Raw genomic sequence first — 22986 nt, 5'->3', positions numbered from 1 at the left:
GGGCCGTCCGGGCCGGAGCCGGAGCCAAAGGCACCACGCAGAGCGTGGCGTGAGGACGCCCGGCGAACGCTGGGATTGTCCACCGGCATCGCAGGTATTACACAGCCTGCATGACCGGCCTGCCAACAGGCAGGGTATCGGAATGCCATCAGGCAGGGTGGCGGAATGCCTGTCACCGTGCCCCATCCGCTGCTCCTTTAACATTGTGCTGGCTGCGGGTAAAAGCAACTCAAAAGCCTGAGAGGTGGACAATCCCTGCGGTTGACGGGCAATCCGCAGCGCTGCGGCGANATTGTGCTGGCTGCGGGTAAAAGCAACTCAAAAGCCTGAGAGGTGGACAATCCCTGCGGTTGACGGGCAATCCGCAGCGCTGCGGCGAAGACGGAGGGCCCGGCGAGGGCAGCAGGGATGCTGCACTCAGGGAGCGGCGGGCAGGGACGTCCGCTCGCGACCGGGCCGTCCGGCCTGGAGCCGGAGCCAAAGGCACCACGCAGAGCGTGGCGTGAGGACGCCCGGCGAACGCTGGGATTGTCCACCGGCATCACAGGTATTGCAGCCTGCACGACCGGCCTGCCAACAGGCAGGGTATCGGAATGCCTGTCACCGGGCCCCACCCGTCTGCTCCTCTTGTATTGTTCTGGTTGCGGGTATAAGCAGTTACGGGGAGTACAGGAAATTTTTCGCCGGGTTTAATGCGAAATGAATTATGCAATTCAGGAAAGTAAGTGTCATTGAAAGGGGTCAAAAGTCCGCATGCGAACAGGGCTTCGCCTGAAGTCGCTCAGGTAATTGCGGAACGACAAATGGTTCGATCTAAAGCAACTTAGAAGCCTGAGAGGTGGACAATCCCTGCGGTTGACGGGCAATCCGCAGCGCTGCGGCGAAGACGGAGGGCCAGGCGAGGGCAGCAGGGATGCGGCACTCAGGGAGCGGCGGGCAGGACGCCCGCTCGCGACCGGGCCGTCCGGCCTGGAGCCGGAGCCAAAGGCACCACGCGGAGCGTGGCGTGAGGACGCCCGGCGAACGCTGGGATTGTCCACCGGTATCGCAGGTATTACAACCTAACCTGGCAACCTGGCAACCTGGCAACCTGGCAACCTGGCAACAGGATGCCGAAATACCTGACACCGGGCAACAGTCCCCTACTCCTTTAACGCCCGATCGCGACCAGTCCAGTCCGCTACTTCGCGGTGGATTCCATACCCATCAGGCCAATCTTCAAATAACCCGCCTGACGCAGCTTATCCATAACCTCCATCAGCGTGGCATAATCCACCGACTTATCGGCCTGGAAGAAAATGGTGGTTTCCTTATTACCCGCCGTCTGATCGTTCAGGGCATTTACCAGCGTCTCGTCTGTCACCGCATTATTGCCAATAAACAACTGCTTATCAGCCTTAATCGAAAGATAAACGGGCTTATCGGGACGTGGCTGCGGCGTACTGGTAGAAGCAGGCAGATTAACGCGAACGTCAACTGTCGCCAGCGGCGCGGCGACCATAAAGATGATCAGCAGCACCAGCATCACGTCGATAAACGGCGTGACGTTAATCTCATGCATTTCGCCGTTGCTTTCGTGATCTTCATTCAATCGCATCGCCATCGTACTTAGCCCACCCGCAGTTTCTGAGCGGCGGCGTGGCGCGGTGAATCATTGCTGGCCGCCAGATCCAGATCGCGGCTTTGCAGCAGCAGGATCTGCGCCGCAACGTCGCCCATTGATGCCTTGTAATTAGCGATCATGCGGGCAAAAACGTTATAGATGACCACGGCCGGGATTGCCGCAATCAAACCTACGGCGGTGGCCAGCAGCGCTTCCGCGATACCCGGCGCGACGACCGCCAGATTGGTGGTCTGCGTCTGCGCGATGCCGATAAAGCTGTTCATAATTCCCCACACGGTGCCGAACAGGCCGACAAAGGGGGCAATTGAGCCTACCGTCGCCAGGAATCCGTTACCCCGGCCTGCATGGCGACTGAAGAATGCGACGCGGCGCTCCAGTCGGAAGGCGGTGCGCTCTTTAATGCCATCATTGTCGTCAGAGCCCTGCGAAAGCTGTAGCTCATCTTCCGCTTCTTTCAGCAGCAGCGCCGTCAGGCTGGCCGCATTAAAGGTTGCGCAGGTCTTCGAGGCCTCGGGTAGGGATCGCGCCTCAGCCAGTGCCTGCTGCTCACGCTTCAGACGACGCTTTGCGGAACTCAGTTCTGCGCTTTTGCTGAAAAACATTGCCCAGGTGACGACCGATGCCAGCAGCAGTCCGATCATTACCACTTTAACCACGATGTCTGCATGATGGTACATGCCCCAAACGGAAAGGTCCGTCTGCATCAAATCATTCGTCACGCTGTCTCTCCAACGGAAATCAACTAAAAGCAAAAAACCAGTCAGGATCATACCAAATCAATGCTGAATTGATAGTGGTTATCATTAGTATTTACATCCACCCGCTTTTTTCCCGCATTTATCAGCGCTTTTCTGGCTTCAGACTGAAACTTTGTCATACAGCGCATTGCTCAATTTCGTCATCAGGCGCGCCGTGTTAACGTTAGAAATCAACCTTTCTCAGACTGAGCAATTGATGAGCAGAAAAAAAATCGAAACCACGCTGATCGCGGCTGGCCGCAGCAAACGCTATACCCAGGGCGCCGTTAACAGCGTGATTCAACGGGCGTCATCACTGGTATTCGACAGCGTGGCAGAGAAAAAACGCGCTACAGCAGGGCGCGCAGACCGTGAACTTTTCTATGGTCGTCGCGGCACGCTCACCCACTTCTCTCTTCAGGACGCCATGACCGAACTGGAAGGCGGCGCGGGCTGTGCGCTTTATCCCTGCGGGGCGGCGGCCGTCGCTAATGCCATCCTCGCTTTTGTTGCCGCAGGTGACAATGTGCTGATGGCGGGATCGGTGTATGAGCCCACTCAGGATTTTTGCAGCAAAATTCTCAGTAAAATGAATGTCTCAACCCAGTGGTTCGATCACAATATTGGCGATGAAATTGCAGAGCTAGTCCAGCCCAACACCACAGTGGTCTTCCTTGAATCCCCGGCCTCCATCACCATGGAAGTTCAGGATATTCCGGCCATTGTCGCAGCGGTGCGCCGCGTGGCGCCGGACGTCATCATCATGATCGATAACACCTGGGCCGCCGGGATCCTCTTTCCGGCGCTGGCCTTTGGCATTGATATCTCTATCCAGGCCGGTACCAAATACCTGATCGGCCATTCAGATGCCATGATCGGCACCGCAGTAGCAAATGAACGCTGCTGGCCTCAGCTGCGTGAGAACTCCTATCTGATGGGGCAGATGGTCGACGCGGATACCGCCTACATGGCAAGTCGCGGCCTGCGTACGCTCGCCGTGCGTCTGCGCCAGCATCAGGAGAGCGCTATCCACATCGCCCAGTGGCTGGCGGCGCGTCCTGAAGTAGCGGTGGTGAATCACCCGGCGCTGCCTGAATGTCGGGGACACGCGTTCTGGAAGCGTGACTTTACCGGCAGCAGCGGCCTGTTCTCTTTTGTGCTAAAAGAACGCCTGAGCGATGCGCAGCTTGCCCACTATCTGGATCACTTTGAACATTTCAGTATGGCCTACTCATGGGGAGGCTATGAGTCGCTGATCCTCGCTAACCAGCCTGAGGAGCTGGAGGCAATACGTCCTGCGAAGGGCGTGGATTTTAGCGGAACGCTTGTGAGAGTGCATATCGGCCTGGAAAACGTAGACGATTTGATTGCCGATCTGGCCGCTGGCTTTGCCCGTCTTGAAGACTGAGCAGGATGAATAAGTAAATAAAAACCAAACGACAGAGAGCAATGGGCATCGATCAAGGTTAACGGGCCGAATAACGAGTACAATTGACCAACTAACGTATTCACTGGGATATGAAATGGGTGTACTACACGAGATTGTGCGGGCATTGTGGCATCAGGATTTTGCTGCGCTCGCCAATCCGGATGTGATATGGATTGTCTACGGAATTATGTTTATCACTCTGCTGCTTGAAAACGGCCTGTTGCCCGCCTCTTTTCTGCCCGGTGACAGCCTGCTGCTGCTGGCCGGGGCAATGATTGCGAAAGGCGTTATGGCATTTATGCCGACGCTGCTGATCCTCACCCTTGCCGCCAGCCTCGGCTGCTGGCTGAGCTATCTTCAGGGCCGCTGGCTGGGGAATACCCGGCTGGTCAAAAGCTGGCTGATGCATTTGCCCGCGCAGTATCATCAGCGGGCATGGAGTTTGTTTCATCGCCACGGCCTGATGGCGCTGCTGGTCGGGCGCTTTCTGGCGTTTGTTCGCACCATTCTGCCTACAATGGCGGGAATTTCCGGCCTGAAGAACAGCCGTTTCCAGCTGTTCAACTGGCTGAGCGGCCTGCTGTGGGTCACGATTCTGGTGTCGCTAGGCTACGCTATCAGCCAGGTCCCTTTTATTAAGCGTCATGAAGATCAGGTCATGGCGATCCTGATGATTCTGCCGCTGGTATTGTTGTGCGTAGGTCTGGTGGGTAGCATCACGCTGGTTATCAGGCGCAAAAAATCCTCTCTGTAGGGCCGGTGTTTCGGCCCTCTTCTTATACCGTTTGCCGCATGCGCATCACTTCTTCCCCCGGCGTGACGCCAAAATAGCGTTTAAACTCACGAGAAAACTGCGATGCGCTTTCATAACCCACCCGCATTGCCGCCGCACTCGCTTTCAGCCCCTCCTGCAACATCATCATCCGCGCCTGATGCAGTCGGTAGCTTTTCAGGTACTGTAACGGCGAAGTGCTGGTGACCGCCTTAAAGTTATGATGAAACGCCGAGACGCTCATATTCACCTCTGCGGCCAGCTGATCCACGCTCATGTTATCCCGGTAGTTATGCTCAATCCGCCGCAGCGCGCGGGCTATCTGGCTGAACTGAGTCTGACGACTGACCTGCGCCAGCAGGGCACCCCCGCAGGGACCCAGCAGGACATAATAGAGGATTTCACGCACAATCTGTGGCCCGAGCACGCGGGCATCACGCGGATTAGCCATGACGTCCAGCAGCCTCTCTGCGGCGCACAGCATCTCCCCGGTCAGGGATGCCGTATGTATTCCCCGCGTCTGCGGCGCGGGGTGAAAGCTGTCGTCATCGCCGATATCAATCAGCAGATCCTGTAAGCGGGTGGAATCCACATTCAGCAACATCCCCACCAGCGGCTCTTCCGCAGTCGCGAAGGTTTCGCACTCAAAGGGCAAGGTCACCGTCAGCATCAGGTATTTGGTGGCGTCATAGTGGAAAACGTGATTGCCCAGATACCCCGTTTTATGCCCCTGGAAAAGGATCACAATCCCCGATGAGTACATCACCGGCGTGCGTCCGCTCGGCCGATCGACGTACAGCAGCTTGATGTCAGGCACCATTGACAGCGAGGGTGCCTCTTTCAGGGCAATGACCTGCTGAGCAAGCCGGGAGCACAGCGCATTACGATCCATAACCATTCTCACCCTCTGAAATTCCTTTTGACATCATGAACGCTTCTTTCATCTTTCTCCAGAGCCGTGGAGAATTGGGCAATCCTTTGGCAGGAATAAGCAGTGAATACGGTGAACGCATCCGGCATCAGGATGAAACACCCTGCACAAGAAGATTTCTCAAAGCGTACGATAAACTCAGCTAAGCTTAGTGACACTAACCGGCGAAGCGTACCGGATAAAATGCGATAAAGGAGAGAACATGGCTGAACAACCTGTAATTAAACTCCACGACGGCAACATGATGCCGCAAATAGGTCTGGGCGTCTGGCAGGCCAGCATCGACGATGCACGTCAGGCAGCCGTTAAGGCGCTTGACGTGGGCTATCGCGCTATCGACACCGCCGCTATCTATAAAAATGAAGAGGGGATTGGTCAGGCGCTGCAGGAAACTGACGTCGCGCGTGACGATATCTTTGTTACCACCAAGCTGTGGAATGACGACCAGCTGAATGCGGAGCAGGCCATTGAAACCAGCCTGAAAAAGCTCCAGCTACAGAGCGTCGATCTCTACCTGATGCACTGGCCCTGCCCGGCGAAAGATAACTACGTTGAAGCATGGAAGGCGATGATTGAGCTACAGAAACAGGGCCTGACTAAAAGTATTGGCGTCTGTAACTTCCAGCAGGCCCACCTTAAACGCCTGCTGGACGAAACCGGCGTCAGCCCGGTCATCAATCAGATTGAGCTGCATCCGATGATGCAACAGCGCACGCTCCATGCCTGGAACGCAATGCATCAAATCCAGACCGAATCTTGGAGCCCGCTGGCGCAGGGGGGGAAAGGCGTATTCGATCAGGAGATCATCAAAAACCTGGCGAAAAAGTATGGCAAAACCCCCGCGCAGATCGTTATCCGCTGGCATCTGGACAGCGGCCTGGTGGTGATCCCGAAATCGGTCACGCCATCGCGCATTGAAGAGAACTTTAAGGTTTTCGACTTCCGTCTGGAAAAACCAGAAATCAGTGAGATCGCCACGCTGGACAGGGGCAATCGCCTGGGTCCGGATCCTGACGAGCTGAACTAAGCGATCCGTCTGCGGACGAACGGGCCTGATTAACGCCAGGCCCGTTGCCGCTGGCGTTACCCCGCCGGCTGGACCAAAAGCTGACCCGCGCTACCCCGATCGGCCATTTCCAGCGTCTGGCTGTAATAGACAAAGGGGAAGTGATCGGAAGAGTACTGAACAAACGACACGAACAGCTCAACGCTGCCGTCCACCCAGACGGTATCCTTCCAGCCGCGATCTTCAGCCATCGGCTGCGCGCCATTGACGTTTTTAATCAGAAACATCACGCCCTGAATATGGAATGACTGCGGCAGATCGGCATGAATGATCCAGCGTTCAAAGGTTCCCTGCTGCGCGGTGTTGTCGATCCGCGTCATATCCCAAAGCGCCCCGTTAATACCGGCGATGCTGTCGCCCAGCGTGAACTCCCGCGTGCGGCTGACGCTGCCCTCAATGACCTGGTCGGCCAGTAAGCGCATCGGCAGGTTATCGGTCATCAGCGGCAGCAGCCCGGTTGGTCGGAGCGTCAGGATCAGGGTGGAGGTGAGAATGCTCGAAGGCTCAAACAGGCCGCGCAGGCGGTCCACCAGGCCCGCAGGCATTCCAGCCGTCACGGAAACCTCATCACCCTTACTCATATCGACCAGCACCTCCCGGCGCTCGCCCGGCGCCAGCGAAAGCTGCTGCACCGCCACCGGCGCGGCAAGAAAACCCTGATCGCTGGCAATGACGTTTAGCGGACGACCATCGCTCAGCTGGAGCTGGTAGCATCGCGAGTTTGAAGCATTCAGCAGCCGCAGGCGAACCCATCCACGTGAGACTTCAACCCAGGGATTCTGTACGCCGTTAACCAGCAGCGTATCCCCCACAAAGCCGCCGCTGGAAGGCGGGTCATACTGCGGCGAACCGAAGTTATCCAGACGCTTGTCCTGAATAATCAGGGGAAAATCATCAACGCCGTAGTGATTTGGCAGCGGCAGTGACTTGCTCAGCTCATCTTCGACAAGCCACATGCCCGCCAGCCCGTTATAAACATGCGGGGCCATACGATTGGGCGTATTGGCATGATACCAACAGGTTGCCGCCGCCTGGCGCACCGGGAGCACCGGCGCCCAGTCCACGCCGGGAGACATGAGCCGGGGCGCGCCGCCCGCCAGCGCGCCGGGCAGATGCAGTCCGCTGATGGTCATCGAGACCGGTTCAGCCAGGCGGTTACTGTAGATCAGTTTGACGTCGTCGCCGTTCCATACCCGTACCGTCGGGCCAAGGTAGAGACCGTTGATCCCCCACACCTGCGCCTTGCTGCCCTCGGTGAATGACCAGTGGCTGCGTTGCAGGGTCAGAAAAACAGGCTGCCCGCGACGCGACTCAATAAGGGGCGGGACCGGTAAGGCGACTCCGGGTCCGGCCGCATAAGCGCGTACGGGCAGTGCACTGGCGCACAGGGCGACGCCCGATGCCTGAATAAACTGACGTCGACTGAAGGACATACCAACTCCGTAACCTAAAAAAACAGCCTGATGATCCGCTGCACGCCTGATTTGTCATTCTGATTGCTGTGTGGGGCCTGAAACGTAGCGATTACTTTCCGCCGCGCTTATCAGCAGCCTCACGCGCCGCCACTTCCGCATTCAGCTCATCCAGCTTAGCTGACATGAGTTCGCGGCAGTGGGTCGCCAGCTTACGCGCGGAGAGTGTGGCAAAGGCCGCGGTATCCACCGGTGGCAGCATCTCAATAATGACATGTCCATTATGCAGGCGATTCAGTTTGATCTTATCGTGCGTGTTGGAGACGACGATGGGGATAATCGGCACGCCCGCCGTAATTGCCGCATGAAAAGCGCCGGTTTTGAAAGGTAGCAGGCCGCGTCCACGGCTGCGGGTCCCCTCCGGGAACATCCAGAAGGAGATACGCTTCTTTTTAAACTGGGCGATCATTTTACTGATGGTACCATGTGCCGATGCGCGGTTTTCCCGATCAATCAGCAGATTACCCGTCAGCCAGTAGAGCTGCCCGAAAAAGGGGATCCACAGCAGGCTTTTCTTACCCACGGTTACCGTTGTCGGCTGCACCATCTTCGCCGCGGTAATCATGTCGTAATTATTCTGATGATTGGCGATGTAAATCGCATTCGGGTAATTATCTGCCCCTTCGGGCCTGCGCAGTTCAACCTTCAGCCCAAACACCGGCGACAGCCGGCCAAAAAGATGCCCAAAGGTGGCAACATGGCGCGGATTACGCGGGCTAAAAAGGCAATAAATACAACCAAAAACACTGATCAGGATTGAATAGATAATCACGATCGCGAAACGTAAAATTGAGAGCATCACATCCTCGTTATTGCTTCCAGATCCTCCCCGGTCAATCCGCTACCGCAAACGCGCCAGCGGACCGACATACAGGGAATCTCAACGCTTTACCCAGCGGGTAAAGTATATCCTTAATTAATGAAATACGCCGCCTTTCACTGGGTTAGCCGCGTAAGAAAGGCTTATCATTGCGTATTATTCCTCGCTATCGGGGGCCTCTGCACCCGCTCTTTCCGGCGCGTCAACCTCTATGCGCTCAACGTTCTGCAATCCTCGCGGCAGCAGCGTTCCTCGACGTCCCCGCTCCGCGCGGAACTTCTCCAGCTCCTCGGGGCGCACTTTGAGCTTACGTTTTCCGGCATGCAGCGTGATGGACGCCTGCGCGGGGAGCAGCAGTAGCCATTTCAGCGTATCTTCACCGGCGGCGGCCTGCGCTGAGGGAATAGAGATGATTTTATTGCCTTTGCCTTTCGCCAGCTGCGGCAGCTCGGCCACCGGGAACAGCAGCATTCTGCCCGCAGCGGTGATAGCAAGCAGCCTGTCGTCGTCGTGGTGGATAGCCATCGGCGTCATCACTTTGGCATTTTTCGGCAGGCTGAGCAGCGCTTTACCGGCACGATTGCGTGAGAGCAGATCGCTAAAGGTACAGACGAAGCCGTATCCGGCATCCGACGCCATGAGCAGCCTCTGCTCATCCGCCTCCATCAGCACCTGCTCCATCACGGCACCCGGCGGCGGCGTCAGCTTGCCGGTAAGGGGTTCACCCTGCCCGCGCGCAGAAGGCAACGTCGTCGGCTCCAGGGCATAGCTGCGCCCGGTCGAGTCAATAAACACGACCGGCTGATTGCTTTTGCCCCTGGCTGCGGCGCGGTAGCTGTCTCCCGCTTTATAACTCAGCCCGGAGGGATCGATATCGTGCCCTTTGGCACTGCGTACCCAGCCCATCTGCGACAGCACAATGGTGACCGGTTCTGAGGGCACCAGCTCGTTTTCGCTGATTGCCTTTGCTTCGCCCCGCTCGCACAGCGGTGAACGACGATCGTCACCGTAGGCATCGCTGTCGGCCTGAAGCTCTTTTTTCAGCAGCGAATTCATTTTGCGCTCCGAGGCGAGAATAGCCTGGAGACGGTCACGCTCTTTCGCCAGCTCATCCTGCTCACCGCGGATTTTCATCTCTTCCAGTTTGGCAAGATGGCGTAATTTCAGCTCAAGGATCGCTTCGGCCTGAGTTTCACTGATCTCGAAGCGCGACATCAGCACCTGTTTCGGCTCGTCTTCGCTGCGAATGATGTGGATCACTTCGTCAATATTAAGGAAGGCAACCAGCAGCCCCTCAAGAATATGCAGGCGCCTGAGCACTTTTTCCAGGCGATGGCTGAGGCGGCGACGCACGGTTTCACGACGATAAACCAGCCATTCGCTGATGATTTCCAGCAGGTTTTTCACCGACGGGCGGTTATCCAGCCCGATCATATTCATATTGATGCGGTAGCTTTTTTCCAGGTCGGTGGTGGCAAACAGGTGGTTCATCACCTGCTCCATATCCACGCGATTCGAACGCGGCACAATCACCAGCCGCGTTGGGTTCTCATGGTTGGACTCGTCGCGCAGATCTTCCACCATCGGCAGCTTTTTATTGCGCATCTGGGCAGCGATCTGCTCCAACACGCGCGCGCCGGAAACCTGATGCGGCAGCGCGGTGATCACCACGTCGCCCTCTTCTCGCTTCCAGACCGCGCGCATACGCACCGAACCGCGCCCGGTCTGATAAATTTTACGGATTTCGTTACGCGGCGTGATGATCTCCGCCTCGGTCGGGTAGTCCGGCCCCTGCACGATCTCCAGCAAATCTTCGATTGTCGCTTTGGGCGAGTCGATCAGCGTGATGGCGGCCTGCGCCACTTCACGCAGGTTATGCGGCGGTATATCGGTCGCCATACCGACCGCAATGCCAGTCGTGCCGTTCAGCAAAATGTTCGGCAGCCGCGCGGGCAGGATGGACGGTTCCTGCAGCGTCCCGTCGAAGTTGGGCACGTAATCCACCGTCCCCTGGCCCAGCTCGCCCAGCAGCAGCTCGGCATATTTAGACAGGCGGGATTCGGTATAACGCATGGCGGCAAAGGATTTAGGGTCGTCCGGCGCCCCCCAGTTGCCCTGGCCGTCTACCAGCGGATAGCGATAGGAGAAGGGCTGCGCCATCAGCACCATCGCTTCATAACAGGCGCTGTCGCCGTGTGGATGGTATTTACCCAGCACGTCACCCACGGTACGGGCCGATTTCTTAAATTTGGCGCTGTTATTCAGCCCCAGCTCGGACATGGCATAGATGATGCGCCGCTGAACGGGTTTAAGACCATCGCCAATATAGGGAAGCGCCCTGTCCATGATGACGTACATGGAGTAGTTCAGGTACGCATTTTCCGTAAATTTATGCAGGGCAAGACGCTCTGCACCATCCTGCGTCAGGTCACTCATTGCTGTTTTTTCCTCTCATCGCGGCACGCGCGGCGCGTCACATTGGGGTCGTTTGGCGAGGATAGTACCTTATCCGGGCTGGTGCTGTCACAGGTAACCGTGCGCAGACGGCGAATCACACGGGCAGGTGGATCCTGCCCGCGCTGCGAGTTTATTTTGCCGCCGCCAGCCACTGCCCGACCACCTGCTGATACTCGCCGGAGGCCTTACTCAGATGCAGCCACTGGTCGATATAGAGCTTCCAGCTCATGTCGTCACGGGGGATCATCCACGCCTTCTCGCCATACTCCAGCGGCTTTGATGGGTTAACGGCACAGAGCTGTGGGTAGCGCTTCTGCTGATAGAGCGCTTCCGAGGCGTCAGTTATCATCACGTCAGCCTTTTTATCCACCAGCTGCTGGAAAATGGTCACGTTGTCATGAAACAGGGTGAGGTTGGCCTGCGGCAGGTAGCGATGCACAAAAGCCTCATTGGTGCCGCCTGCCGGCTCAATCAGGCGAACCCCGGGCTTATTGAGCTGCGCAATCGACCGGTAGCGGGTCTTATCGGCGCAGCGCACCAGGGGGATTTTGCCGTCCGTATCCAACGGCGCGGCGAACCAGGCGGTCTGCTGGCGCTTAAGTGTGACGGAGACGCCGCCCACGGCGATATCACACTGCTTGCCCAGAAAGTCCTGCGTCAGCATTTTCCAGCTGGTCGGCACCCATTTGACCTGGGCACCCAGGCTCTGCGCCAGCGATTCGACCAGGCTGACATCAATCCCCTCGTACTGACCGTCAGCGCGCAGGTAGCTGTAGGGCTTATAGTCGCCGGTGGTGCAAACCGTCAGGGTTTTACTCTGGCTTACGCGGTCAAGGTGTGACTGCGCGCAGACGCTGCCCGATATCAGCAGTAGTGCGACGATGCCTGTTTTTATCATTATTTTCTTCTCGTTATCAAAGGGCCAACACGCCCGGATTATTGCTTAATGCGCAACAGTGTTGTGATCGGATGCACGTTTCTCTGGCAAATTTTTCTACGTAGACTAGCCGCAAAATCAAGAACTGGAGAGAGAAGCATGAGCAAAATCCTGATCGTCGATGCCGGCAAGGCCTTCGCCCATTCCAAAGGCGAGCTTAACCATACGCTGACCGACTACGCCACCGCCTTTTTGCGTGATGCAGGCCATGAGGTCAGCGTCACCGTCGTTGACGAAGGTTATGTGCTGGCCGACGAAGTCCAAAAGTATGTGCAGAACGACGTGGTAATATACCAGATGCCGGGCTGGTGGATGGGCGAACCCTGGATCCTGAAAAAATATATTGATGAAGTCTTTACCGAAGGCCACGGCGCCCTCTATGCCAGCGATGGACGCACCCGCGCCGACGCAGCAAAAAAGTATGGCTCTGGTGGCCTGCTTCAGGGTAAAAAATATATGCTGTCACTGACGTGGAATGCACCACTGGACGCCTTTACCGATCCGCAGCAGTTCTTTGAAGGCGTAGGCGTGGATGGCGTTTATCTGCATTTCCACAAGGCCAATCAGTTCCTGGGCATGGAAGGGTTGCCGACGTTTATTTGTAATGACGTGATCAAGCAGCCGATGATTGCCGAAGACCTCGCACGCTATCGGGCGCACCTGGGCGGAATTTTCGCTTAACTGATTCAATACTTATGCTGTTAAGGAACCACTATGCTGACCGTAATTGCTGAAATTTGCGTAAAGCCCGGACGCCGGGCCGCCGTTTTACAGGCCATTGAGACACTTACGCCCACAGTGTTGCAGGAAGCGGGATGCGGCGGCTATCAGGCGCTGACCGACCATAGCGCACAGGTTCCGTGGAAGCAGCACTCGCCGGACTCGATCTTTATGCTTGAGCAGTGGGATTCCCTGCGCCATCTGGAGGGACATCAGCAGGCGGAGCACATGGAGCAGCACCGTACCCGCATCCGGGATGACGTACTTAACGTTAAAATTTACGTGCTGGAGCCGGCGAAACAGACGCCGTAATCGTCAGGGAATGGACGCGCGCTTTCGTTTTATAACAATCCCCGCTGCGTGATGCATTCGCTGAGAAAGTCGAGAAAACAGCGAATTCGCAGCGACAGGGTGACGTTGCGATAGTAAACCGCGTGGATCGGATGATGCATATCCCGGGTGACGTCTGCCAGCACCGGCACCAGTCGCCCGGTTGCGCAATCTTCGCGACTCATAAAATCGGAGAGGCGCACAATCCCCTGCCCGTACACCGCCAGCTGCCGCAGCGTTTCGCCGCTGGAGGCGGAGACGGAAGGCGCAATCGGCAGAAACTCCCCTTCGCGCTGCCAGACCGGCCACAGATTATGCTGCTCAAGCTGGCTAAACCCCAGCAGGCGATGATTTGCCAGATCCGCCACGCTGGCAGGCGTACCGTACTTCGCCAGGTATTCCGGACTGGCCATCAGCCGCAGCTTGCTGTAGCCCAGCGATCGGGCATGAATGGTGGAATCCCGCAGTTCACCAATGCGAATGGCAATATCCGTCTGCTGTTCCAGCAGGTCAATTACCACGTCGTCGGTATTCAGCTCCAGCTGGATCAGGGGATAACGCGCGGTAAATTCATTCAACAGCGGCAAGATGACATGCAGCATAAACGGCGTGGCAGCATTGATCCGCAGGCGGCCAGAAGGGATTTCCCGCCGCTGGGCGATCTGCTCCTCCGCGCTTTCTACCGCGCGCAGTATTTCCCGCGCGTGTGCAAGAAAGAGCTGGCCCTCTTCGGTCAGCGCAATGCGACGGGTGGTGCGGTGTAGCAGCGTGGTTTGCAGCTTTTTTTCCAGCCTGCTCAGCGCGCGGCTGATGCCGGAAGTGGTCTGGGAGAGCTGCTCAGCAGCGGCGGTAATTGAGCCGGTGTCGACCACTACCACCCAGGCACGTAGCTCATCAAGGGTGATTTTCACGCAATGCGCATCCTGAACGGTCAGGGCGGCCGACGGGCCGCCCTGATAAGGTCTTATACCTCGATTTCGGCGGTATCGCCTTTTTCCTGCAGCCAGTTACGCCGGTCTTCCGAGCGTTTTTTCGCCAGCAGCATATCCATCACCGCCAGCGTCTGATCGACATCCTCATCGCTCACCGTCAGCTGTACCAGACGGCGGGTATTGGGATCGAGCGTGGTTTCACGCAGCTGCAGCGGGTTCATCTCGCCCAGCCCTTTAAAGCGCTGCACGTTGGGTTTACCCTTTTTACGCTTGAGCTGATCGAGGATGCCGGCTTTCTCTTCCTCATCCAGCGCGTAATACACCTCTTTACCCAGGTCGATGCGGTACAGCGGCGGCATGGCGACGTAAACATGACCATTTTTCACCAGCGCGCGGAAGTGGCGCATAAACAGCGCACAGAGCAGCGTGGCGATGTGCAGGCCATCCGAGTCCGCATCCGCGAGAATGCAGATCTTGCCGTAGCGCAACTGGCTCATATCCTCACTGTCGGGATCGATACCGATCGCCACCGAGATATCATGCACTTCCTGAGAGGCCAGCACTTCGTCAGAAGAGACTTCCCAGGTATTGAGGATCTTCCCCTTCAGCGGCATGATCGCCTGATATTCGCGGTCGCGCGCCTGCTTCGCCGAGCCACCCGCTGAATCCCCTTCGACCAGAAACAGCTCGGTGCGGTTGAGATCCTGAGCGCTACAGTCAGCCAGCTTGCCGGGCAGGGCCGGGCCGCTGGTCAGCTTTTTACGCACCACTTTTTTAGCCGCGCGCATACGGCGCTGCGCGCTGGAGATGGCCAGCTCGGCCAGCTGCTCGGCCGCCTGCACGTTCTGGTTAAGCCACAGGCTGAAAGCATCCTTCACCACGCCGGAAACAAAGGCGGCGCACTGCCGTGAAGAGAGGCGCTCTTTGGTCTGCCCGGCAAACTGCGGATCCTGCATCTTGACCGACAGCACATAGGCGCAGCGATCCCAGATATCCTCCGCCGACAGCTTAACGCCGCGCGGCAGAATGTTGCGGAATTCGCAGAATTCGCGCATCGCATCCAGCAGGCCCTGGCGCAGGCCGTTGACGTGCGTACCGCCCTGCATGGTCGGGATCAGGTTAACGTAGCTCTCCGTCAGCAGTTCCCCGCCCTCCGGCAGCCACAGCAGCGCCCAGTCAACCGCCTCGACGTCACCGGAAAAACTGCCGACAAAGGGCCTTTCCGGCAGGGTCGGCAGACCGTTGACCGCTTCACACAGGTAGTCCGTCAAACCATCGGCGTAGCACCAGCTCTGCTCGGTATTATTGACCTTGTCTTTAAAGACAATTTCAACGCCGGGGCAAAGCACCGCTTTCGCCTTGAGCAGATGGCTCATCCGCGAGACGGAGAAACGCGGGCTGTCAAAGAAGGAAACATCCGGCCAGAAGCGGACGCGGGTGCCGGTGTTACGCTTGCCTACCGTGCCCGTTACGCGGAGATCCTCAACCTTATCGCCGTTCTCAAATGCCATTTCGTACACTTCCGCATTGCGGCGGACGGTAACTTCAACGCGGGTTGAAAGGGCATTCACCACCGAGATCCCCACGCCGTGCAGGCCACCGGAGAACTGATAGTTTTTGTTTGAGAATTTGCCGCCCGCATGCAGGCGGCAGAAGATCAGCTCAACGGCGGGCACACCCTCTTCCGGGTGAATATCGACAGGCATACCGCGCCCGTCGTCCGTCACTTCGAGCGACTGATCGGCATGAAGGATAACCTCAATGCGTTTGGCATGGCCGGCCAGCGCCTCATCGACGCTGTTATCGATCACTTCCTGACCTAAATGGTTTGGACGTGACGTATCGGTGTACATTCCCGGACGGCGACGAACGGGTTCAAGGCCGCTGAGTACCTCAATGGAGTCAGCGTTGTAGCTGGATTGAGTCATCGTATAAATCTGATTGGTGGCTAAAAAAGAGTGGCCTGCCTCCGCGCTTCACTTCAGGCGGAAGATAAGCCCAGGAAGTCGAGAATCGGGGAGAAATGGCGTTCGAATCCGATAAAAGCGTGATTTCCGCCCTCTTCCACCGTCTGGCGGCAGGGGCTGTAATAGTCCAGAGCCTGGCGGTAATCGAGCACTTCATCACCCGTTTGCTGGATAAGCCAGAGCAGATCCGGCGACGTTAACGGGTCAATCTGCATCGCTTTCAGATCGTAAATATGGCGAGACTCTAACACATATTGCTGGCCGGTGTATGGGTTCTCGTTGTCGCCAAGATAATCCGTCAGCAGCTCAAATGGCCGCACGGCGGGATTGACCACCACGGCCGGTAAGCCAAATCGCTGGGAAAGCCAGGTGGCGTAATACCCGCCCAGCGACGAGCCGACAATGCCCAGCGGCTCACCCGACAGAGCGAGCACCTGCTCCTCTAGCAGTGCGCCTGCGTCAGCCGGGAAAGCAGGCAGCTGCGGAACCAGAAAGCGAATCGCGGGATGCTGCGCGCGTAGCCACTGGCCGAACAGCGTCGCCTTGGCCGAGGCAGGTGAGCTGTTAAAACCGTGAAGATAGAGCAGCGTGGCCATCAGTCAGTACCCTTCAGAATCGAGATTCGGGATGAATGTCCGGGTTTGCAGCCGCTCAGTCACGGTTTCAACCCGCCCGTCCGCAAAGAGATCCAGCCAGCGCCAGCCCGGTGCCTCGGAATCAATGGTAAAGCTGGTGCAGTGCGGTTTGAACTGTACGCAGGTTGAGGGCGTGGCCAGCAGACGCCGACCATTCCAGTCGAGATCGAGTTCCTGATGGATATGGCCACAGATCAACGTCTTCGCCAGCGGATAGCGCTGGAGTATGGCATCAAGCATGTGCGCATTGCGCAGGCTGTGCTGATCGAGCCAGCTACAGCCTGAGGGCTGCGGATGATGGTGCAGCAGGATCAGGTGATGGCGCTGAGGATACGCCGCCAGCGCATTTTCCAACCACTCCAGCTGATACTCGCTGAGTTCACCGTGCGGCACGCCATAAACCTGACTGTCCAGCAGCAGCAGCTGCCAGCTATCGCCGATCAGCACCTGCTTTTCATCGGCGATTTGCGCACTGGCAAAGGTGCTGAACATAGCGGGTTGGAAATCATGATTGCCCGGCAGCCAGACGCAGGGCGCTGGCAGACGCGCGATGCCCTCAGCAAAATGCTGATAGGCTTCAACCGTATGATCCTGCGCCAGATCGCCCGTTGCGACGATCAAATCGTATTGACGCGCACCTGCCAGAATGGCTTCCAGTACGGCGTCAAAGCTGGCCCAGGTGTTCACACCCAGCAGCGTTTCGTTTTTACCGGCAAACAGGTGGGTGTCCGTTATCTGCAATATCCTTGCCTCTGCCCCACTCGTTACAGGAAGTTTTAACAGGCTATCCAATCAAAGTCCTTAGGGTTAACGCCATCTCCGCTTGCCTTGTCAGCGACTCAACAAACCGGTACGGCCATCGCGCCATGCGCTAAACAGTAGCGCAACCAGTCCGCCAGGAACTGGTTTATTTGATGCTTTTCATCACGCTGATGGAGCTTTTTATTAGGATAATCATAGCGCGCTTTAAAGCGAAAGATCTGCTGGGTTGAACACACTTCCGCTACCATAGCGTCGTGGTAAAGGCGAACGGACAGCGCAGGCAGGCTCCAGTAACTCACCGCCGGGAAGGTTTGTTTAATCTCTACCAGCGTGGTGTAGCGCGTCGACTCCTGAATCGTTACCGAGTAACGGGCGTCGTTAACCTGATAGGTCACTGATTCACCCGCCTGGTCGTTTTTCGGCAGCAGGCGACGCAGCTGAGCGAAATTAGTTTCGCAGATCCGCATCATTTCAGGGAAATCAGGTGTGTAGCGCTTAATCATTCGGGTTTCCACTCTTCTCTTAGCGTTTTGTGGTGCAGTTCCAGCCATTGCAGGGCGATGACCGAGGCCGCGTTATCTATTTTACCCTCCTCTACCCAGCGGTACGCCTGACTGCGGCTGACCACATGGACAAGAATATCCTCATTCTCTTCCTCCAGACCGTGGTTTCCCTGAGCCACGCTGGCATCCACTTCACCTACCAGAATCGCCAGCCTTTCGCTGGTGCCGCCCGGGCTGGCCAGATAACTGAGTACCGGCCTGACCCGCCCCGGCGTTAATCCGGCTTCTTCCTGCGCCTCACGGCGCACAACATCTTCCGGCGTCTCGCCGGGTTCTATGATACCGGCGACTAATTCTAACAGCCAGGGTGTAGAACTGCTGTCCCAGGCGGGAATGCGTATCTGTTCAATCAGGACCACTTCATCCCTTACCGGGTCATAGGGTAGCAGTACCGCTGCATGTCCGCGTTCAAAGACCTCTCTTTTTACCTCGCCACTCATCTCACCGTTGAACATACGGTGGCGAAAACGGTAGCGCGTCAGCGAAAAAAAACCACTGTAGAGTGTCTCACGTGCAATAATTTCTACATCGTTTTTGGTGAAAGTCACTGGGTATTTTTTGTCGTTTTCCATCGTTCCTCTCCCGTCGGAGTGAGTGGCAAAATCGAGAAAAAATTCCCGAATTCGCTGAGAGTGTGGTTCTTAATGAATTATTTGAGTAAATTAAGGCAACATGGCACGTTCAGCCAACTTATCTCTTCCGTGTACTCGTTAAAATCGGCGATTATTTTTTGGCTTACGTCAGCGCTACCATAGCAATTTTGCTGCACTACAAGGAATGCAAATGAAGAAACTGCTCCCGTTACTTATCGGCCTGAGTCTGGGCGGCTTCAGCGTCGGCAGTCAGGCGGAGAACCTGCTGCAGGTTTATCAGCAGGCCCGGTTGTCTAACCCCGATCTGCGCAGTTCTGCAGCCGACCGCGATGCGGCCTTTGAGAAAATCAACGAAGCGCGTAGCCCACTGCTTCCCCAGCTCGGTCTGGGTGCTGATTATACTTATAATAATGGATATCGCGACAGCAGTGGCCTGCACTCTAAAACGGCCAGCGGCTCGCTACAGCTTACGCAAACCATTTTTGATATGTCAAAATGGCGCGCCCTGACCCTGCAGGAGAAGCAGGCGGGCATTCAGGATGTCACCTATCAGAATGCACAGCAAACGCTGATTCTGAACACGGCGACCGCCTATTTTAACGTGCTGAACGCCATTGATACGCTCTCCTATATCGAAGCGCAGAAACAGTCAATCTACCGCCAGCTCGATCAGACCACCCAGCGCTTTAACGTGGGTCTGGTCGCGATTACCGACGTGCAGAATGCCCGCTCACAGTACGACACCGTGCTGGCCAACGAAGTGACCGCGCGTAATGCGCTGGATAACAACGTGGAAACCCTGCGTCAGGTCACCGGCAACTACTACCCAAGCCTGGCCTCGCTGAACGTTGACAGTTTCAGAACCGAGAAACCTCAGCCGGTTAACGCGCTGCTGAAGGAAGCGGAAAGCCGCAACCTGAGCCTGCTCTCCGCGCGTCTGACTCAGGATCTGTCTCGTGAAGAGATTCGCCTGGCGGAAACCGGTCATATGCCGACGGTGGATCTGACGGCCTCTACCGGCCTGACCAATAGCAAATACGGCGGCCGCTATGCAGAACGTACCACCTCGACCACTGATAATATCAGCGGATCTAACCAGGTGGGCCTGAGCTTCTCCCTGCCGCTGTATAGCGGCGGCTCGGTCACTTCACAGGTGAAACAGGCGCAGTATGCTTTCGTCTCCTCCAGCGAGCAGCTTGAGAGCGCGCACCGTTCGGCGGTTCAGACCGTTCGTTCGTCATTCAACAACGTGAATGCCTCTATCAGCAGCATCGAAGCCTATAAGCAGGCGGTGGTTTCCGCTCAAAGCTCTCTGGATGCGATGGAAGCCGGTTATCAGGTTGGTACCCGCACGATCGTGGACGTGCTGGATGCGACCTCAACCCTGTATAACGCGAAGCAGCAGCTTGCCAATGCCCGCTACAGCTACATGATCAACCAGCTGAATATCAAATCAGCGCTGGGTACGCTAAACGAGCAGGATTTGCAGTCGCTGAACAGCCGTCTGGGTAAAGATGTTCCAACGTCGCCCGAAACCGTCGCGCCTGAAACGCCGCAGCAAAATGCCTCCGCTAACAGTGGCGATACCTCATCGGCAGTGCAAAAAACCGCTGCTGATACGGGCAACACAGCAGCAGCACCTGCAGCGGTTCACCGAAGCGCACCGGTCAGCACCCGCCGCAATCCCTTCAGTCACTGATTATTCCCCCCAGGGCAGTATTAACTGCCCTTTTTTCAATACTCACGCCTCATATCTCAATAATATTCCGCGCCTCTTTATTTAAATTTTTTTCTATTTCACGATCGTACGCCCTGTGTTGAAATGCGTCTCAAATTTATCCACCGATTAATTATCATGCCCTTCTTCATGCACTATATAAATAACCACAGGCATAATTAAAACTGGAAAAATACCACCAGTGTCGTCTGAATAATTTTCATAAAAGCAGGTGGCGGTTACAGGCTCGTTTTTAAAAGCTCCCAACGCCTCTTTGTTAACGCTATAAATGCCCTGTAGTGTTTGACGAAAATTAACAAGGTACTTAAAAAACACATATGAACGCCCCACAGGTTAAATAGTGATGAGAGAATAAAATCATTAAGCACAAGTGGGGAAATTAAAGGATAAGCAGATCGGTGAATCTTGGTGTGGATATAGTCGCCATAGATCGTCTCGCAGGCGCTCTTACAAACAGCGGTGAAGCATTTATTTCTCGCGTACTCACGACACAGGAAAGAGTATATCTGGAACCAGTACGGGATAATACTGAGCGATTTGCCGGTTTTTGGGCAGCGAAAGAAGCGGCCGTTAAAGCACTGGGGCTGGGATTTCGCTATGGCATCTCCTTTCACGATATAGAAATCGTTCATGATGAACACGGATGTCCCCGCTATCACTTCAGTGGGGAATTTTTGAGGCTGGCGAGTGAAAAAAAAATTCAGTCGGCAACCTTAAGTATTTCGCACTGTTCCACCTATGCGGTGGCTGTAGCCGCATTGAGCTAAGCACCGGAGAATATTAATGGTTATTTATCCCAATCTTGCTGATAAAAATGTTGTGGTTACCGGCGCCAGTGGCGATATCGGCATCGCTATTTGCCGACATTTTCTACGTCAGGAGTGTAATGTCTACGCCGTTTATAAAAATAACCCGCAGCAGCTGCAGGATCTCAAAAATACGCATCCGCAGGCTGCGCGTCTGGAACTCTGCCGGTGTGATATTACCCAACGCGACGAAGTCGGGCAGCTTGCTAACGCTATCGGCGAAAAGATCGAAGAGCTGCATATTCTGGTAAATAACGCAGGCCTGTGCAGGGATACGCTCTTTTCAGAGATGAACTGTCAAATGTTCGACGACGTTATACAGACAAATCTCTACGGCACTTTCAATATCTGTAAGGCGATGATTCGGTTACTGAGTCTGGCTGACACGGCCACCATCGTTAATATCGCCTCCGTCGCCGGTATTACCGCCAGCTTTGGACAGACCAACTACAGCGCGGCAAAAGCGGGCGTGATTGGCTTTACGCGCACGCTGGCCGCTGAGTTTGCCACCCGTGGGATCCGGGTGAATGCCATTGCCCCTGGCGTGATTGATTCCCGTATGGTGAAAAAAGTCCCTCGTCAGATCATGCGCTCAATAATGACGGCGATCCCCCTTCGCCGTCAGGGGAGCGTTGATGAGGTCGCCAGCGTTGCGACGTTTTTAAGCTCCTCCGAGGCCAGCTACATCGTCGGTCAGACGCTGATCGTCGACGGCGGTCTGATTATGCGATAGCGAATAAAGGATTACACGAGTGAAAAACAGTAAAAGCCTTGTCTCACCGCAGCTGCTTCTGAAGATGGGCGCGTGGCGCTCACCGATATTTATGGTAGATCGCATCACTGATTTCAGGCCTGGAGAAAATGGCACGATTACCGTAATGAAGCATGTCTCTTTTAACGATCCCTATATCAATGGGCATTTCCCGGATAACCCGGTAATGCCCGGCGTAATGATTGCAGAGATATTTGGTCAGGCAAGTGAGTATCTCAGCCTGCTAAATGATTACTGTCTGGCGCATTATAAGGTTTGCGGCAGCGAACTAAAAAAATTCGATGATATTTCCCAGTCGCTCCATACGCAGGAAGGGAAAGAACGGGTACTGGCTGAGAGACACCGTATTGTCGGCTTTCTGGCCGCACAGGATCTTAAATTCAAACATGTCGTTGTACCCGGTGACACCATTGAGGTGACCAGCCAGCTCAGTATGTCAGACAGCCATGGATTTTATCATTATAACGTTAATGCACGAGTAGGCAGGCATATCGCCAGCCAGGGGAAAATTATCAATTTCCGGGTCGAGCGCGCCCGGGCTGAAAATCGTGGTGCAGTGATCAATTAATAAAAATGGAGAAGTCGACCTCATGGACAGAACAGAACTTGAAGCAGCCATCACGGAACGCAAAGAAACACTGCTCAACGTGAAACGCGGACTTATTGAACGCCTGAACCTTTATCATACGCCAGAACAAATTGATGATGATACGCCTCTGTTTGGCAGCGGATTAAAGCTGGACTCCGTTGACGCAACTGAACTCCTGGTGTTGCTGGACAAGAAATTTGGCATCCGCGTTGGAGAAGGGGACGACCCGTCTTATATGCGCAGTGTAAATACGCTGGCCTCTTTTATTATTGAGAAAAAGCACAGCGATGCTTTAGCAAATAGCAACGATTTTGTCCCGAGCGTGGAGCAATAA

23 protein-coding genes are annotated in these 22986 nt (G+C 55.8%); 10 read left to right on the top strand and 13 right to left on the bottom strand.

What is annotated here, in order from left to right:
- Positions 1–1180 precede the first annotated feature (1180 nt).
- Together exbD and exbB are read right to left on the bottom strand one after the other, a co-directional pair.
- On the bottom strand, positions 1181–1603 hold the full coding sequence (gene exbD, locus A1830_RS12580; RefSeq protein WP_067706248.1) for a TonB system transport protein ExbD: 423 nt from the start codon (positions 1601–1603) through the stop codon (positions 1181–1183).
- 5 nt (positions 1604–1608) lie between these two features.
- Positions 1609–2343: a tol-pal system-associated acyl-CoA thioesterase gene (gene exbB, locus A1830_RS12575; protein WP_197473332.1), complete on the bottom strand. Its 735-nt coding sequence runs from the start codon at positions 2341–2343 to the stop codon at positions 1609–1611.
- Positions 2344–2578: 235 nt separating this feature from the next.
- Between exbB and metC the strand changes: the two genes are divergently transcribed.
- A complete protein-coding gene (gene metC / locus A1830_RS12570) occupies positions 2579–3769 on the top strand; it encodes a cystathionine beta-lyase (RefSeq protein WP_067706244.1) in 1191 nt (396 codons plus the stop codon).
- A 115-nt stretch (positions 3770–3884) separates the two neighbouring features.
- Positions 3885–4544 (top strand): DedA family protein, encoded by a 660-nt coding sequence (locus A1830_RS12565; RefSeq protein WP_067706242.1) that lies wholly within the window; start codon positions 3885–3887, stop codon positions 4542–4544.
- A gap of 22 nt (positions 4545–4566) precedes the next feature.
- On the opposite strand, the gene A1830_RS12560 is transcribed toward A1830_RS12565, so the two are convergent.
- Positions 4567–5454 (bottom strand): AraC family transcriptional regulator, encoded by an 888-nt coding sequence (locus A1830_RS12560; protein ID WP_067706355.1) that lies wholly within the window; start codon positions 5452–5454, stop codon positions 4567–4569.
- A 241-nt stretch (positions 5455–5695) separates the two neighbouring features.
- Here A1830_RS12560 and dkgA point away from each other — a divergent pair, with 241 nt between their 5' ends.
- Positions 5696–6520, top strand: a complete 825-nt coding sequence (gene dkgA, locus A1830_RS12555; RefSeq protein WP_067706240.1) for a 2,5-didehydrogluconate reductase DkgA — start codon at positions 5696–5698, stop codon at positions 6518–6520.
- 56 nt (positions 6521–6576) lie between these two features.
- Here the strand turns inward: dkgA and ftsP are convergent, their stop codons facing one another.
- From ftsP to A1830_RS12535, 4 genes are all read right to left on the bottom strand, one after another.
- On the bottom strand, positions 6577–7992 hold the full coding sequence (gene ftsP / locus A1830_RS12550; RefSeq protein WP_067706238.1) for a cell division protein FtsP: 1416 nt from the start codon (positions 7990–7992) through the stop codon (positions 6577–6579).
- A gap of 91 nt (positions 7993–8083) precedes the next feature.
- Positions 8084–8830 carry a 1-acylglycerol-3-phosphate O-acyltransferase gene (locus tag A1830_RS12545; RefSeq protein WP_067706236.1) on the bottom strand — a complete coding sequence of 249 codons (747 nt, stop codon included), beginning with the start codon at positions 8828–8830 and terminating at the stop codon, positions 8084–8086.
- A gap of 177 nt (positions 8831–9007) precedes the next feature.
- Positions 9008–11287 (bottom strand): DNA topoisomerase IV subunit A, encoded by a 2280-nt coding sequence (gene parC / locus A1830_RS12540; RefSeq protein WP_067706234.1) that lies wholly within the window; start codon positions 11285–11287, stop codon positions 9008–9010.
- Between the two features lie 151 nt (positions 11288–11438).
- Positions 11439–12206: a transporter substrate-binding domain-containing protein gene (locus A1830_RS12535; RefSeq protein WP_067706232.1), complete on the bottom strand. Its 768-nt coding sequence runs from the start codon at positions 12204–12206 to the stop codon at positions 11439–11441.
- 138 nt (positions 12207–12344) lie between these two features.
- Between A1830_RS12535 and A1830_RS12530 the strand changes: the two genes are divergently transcribed.
- Together A1830_RS12530 and A1830_RS12525 are read left to right on the top strand one after the other, a co-directional pair.
- Positions 12345–12926 (top strand): NAD(P)H-dependent oxidoreductase, encoded by a 582-nt coding sequence (locus A1830_RS12530; RefSeq protein ID WP_067706230.1) that lies wholly within the window; start codon positions 12345–12347, stop codon positions 12924–12926.
- A 33-nt stretch (positions 12927–12959) separates the two neighbouring features.
- Entirely contained in the window at positions 12960–13277 is a 318-nt protein-coding gene (locus A1830_RS12525) for a putative quinol monooxygenase (RefSeq protein ID WP_067706228.1), read from the top strand.
- 29 nt (positions 13278–13306) lie between these two features.
- Here A1830_RS12525 and A1830_RS12520 read toward each other — a convergent pair whose 3' ends face one another.
- From A1830_RS12520 to nudF, 6 genes are read right to left on the bottom strand one after another with little or no spacing between them, the layout of a single operon-like run.
- Complete coding sequence (locus A1830_RS12520; protein ID WP_067706226.1) at positions 13307–14206, bottom strand: LysR family transcriptional regulator; 900 nt, start codon at positions 14204–14206, stop codon at positions 13307–13309.
- A gap of 53 nt (positions 14207–14259) precedes the next feature.
- Positions 14260–16155 carry a DNA topoisomerase IV subunit B gene (parE, locus tag A1830_RS12515; RefSeq protein ID WP_067706225.1) on the bottom strand — a complete coding sequence of 632 codons (1896 nt, stop codon included), beginning with the start codon at positions 16153–16155 and terminating at the stop codon, positions 14260–14262.
- Between the two features lie 53 nt (positions 16156–16208).
- Positions 16209–16790, bottom strand: coding sequence for an esterase YqiA (gene yqiA, locus A1830_RS12510; RefSeq protein WP_067706223.1), 582 nt, complete (start codon positions 16788–16790; stop codon positions 16209–16211).
- 3 nt (positions 16791–16793) lie between these two features.
- Complete coding sequence (gene cpdA / locus A1830_RS12505; protein ID WP_067706221.1) at positions 16794–17621, bottom strand: 3',5'-cyclic-AMP phosphodiesterase; 828 nt, start codon at positions 17619–17621, stop codon at positions 16794–16796.
- A 47-nt stretch (positions 17622–17668) separates the two neighbouring features.
- Positions 17669–18094, bottom strand: a complete 426-nt coding sequence (locus A1830_RS12500) for a DUF1249 family protein (RefSeq protein ID WP_067706219.1) — start codon at positions 18092–18094, stop codon at positions 17669–17671.
- Complete coding sequence (gene nudF, locus A1830_RS12495; protein WP_067706217.1) at positions 18091–18726, bottom strand: ADP-ribose diphosphatase; 636 nt, start codon at positions 18724–18726, stop codon at positions 18091–18093. The genes A1830_RS12500 and nudF overlap by 4 nt, the downstream gene beginning before the upstream one ends.
- Before the next feature lie 211 nt (positions 18727–18937).
- Between nudF and tolC the strand changes: the two genes are divergently transcribed.
- From tolC to A1830_RS12465, 5 genes are all read left to right on the top strand, one after another.
- Positions 18938–20446: an outer membrane channel protein TolC gene (gene tolC / locus A1830_RS12490; protein WP_067706215.1), complete on the top strand. Its 1509-nt coding sequence runs from the start codon at positions 18938–18940 to the stop codon at positions 20444–20446.
- A gap of 437 nt (positions 20447–20883) precedes the next feature.
- A complete protein-coding gene (acpS, locus tag A1830_RS12480; RefSeq protein WP_067706211.1) occupies positions 20884–21252 on the top strand; it encodes a holo-ACP synthase in 369 nt (122 codons plus the stop codon).
- Between the two features lie 16 nt (positions 21253–21268).
- Complete coding sequence (locus A1830_RS12475; protein WP_067706209.1) at positions 21269–22024, top strand: SDR family oxidoreductase; 756 nt, start codon at positions 21269–21271, stop codon at positions 22022–22024.
- 64 nt (positions 22025–22088) lie between these two features.
- Positions 22089–22631 (top strand): 3-hydroxyacyl-ACP dehydratase FabZ family protein, encoded by a 543-nt coding sequence (locus A1830_RS12470; protein ID WP_067706352.1) that lies wholly within the window; start codon positions 22089–22091, stop codon positions 22629–22631.
- 22 nt (positions 22632–22653) lie between these two features.
- Entirely contained in the window at positions 22654–22986 is a 333-nt protein-coding gene (locus tag A1830_RS12465; RefSeq protein ID WP_067706204.1) for a phosphopantetheine-binding protein, read from the top strand.

It is taken from the genome of Erwinia sp. ErVv1 (assembly GCF_900068895.1).
Lineage (GTDB): Bacteria > Pseudomonadota > Gammaproteobacteria > Enterobacterales > Enterobacteriaceae > Erwinia.
Note: the sequence above shows the minus strand (reverse complement) of the source record. Positions and strands in the feature narration are given on the sequence as shown.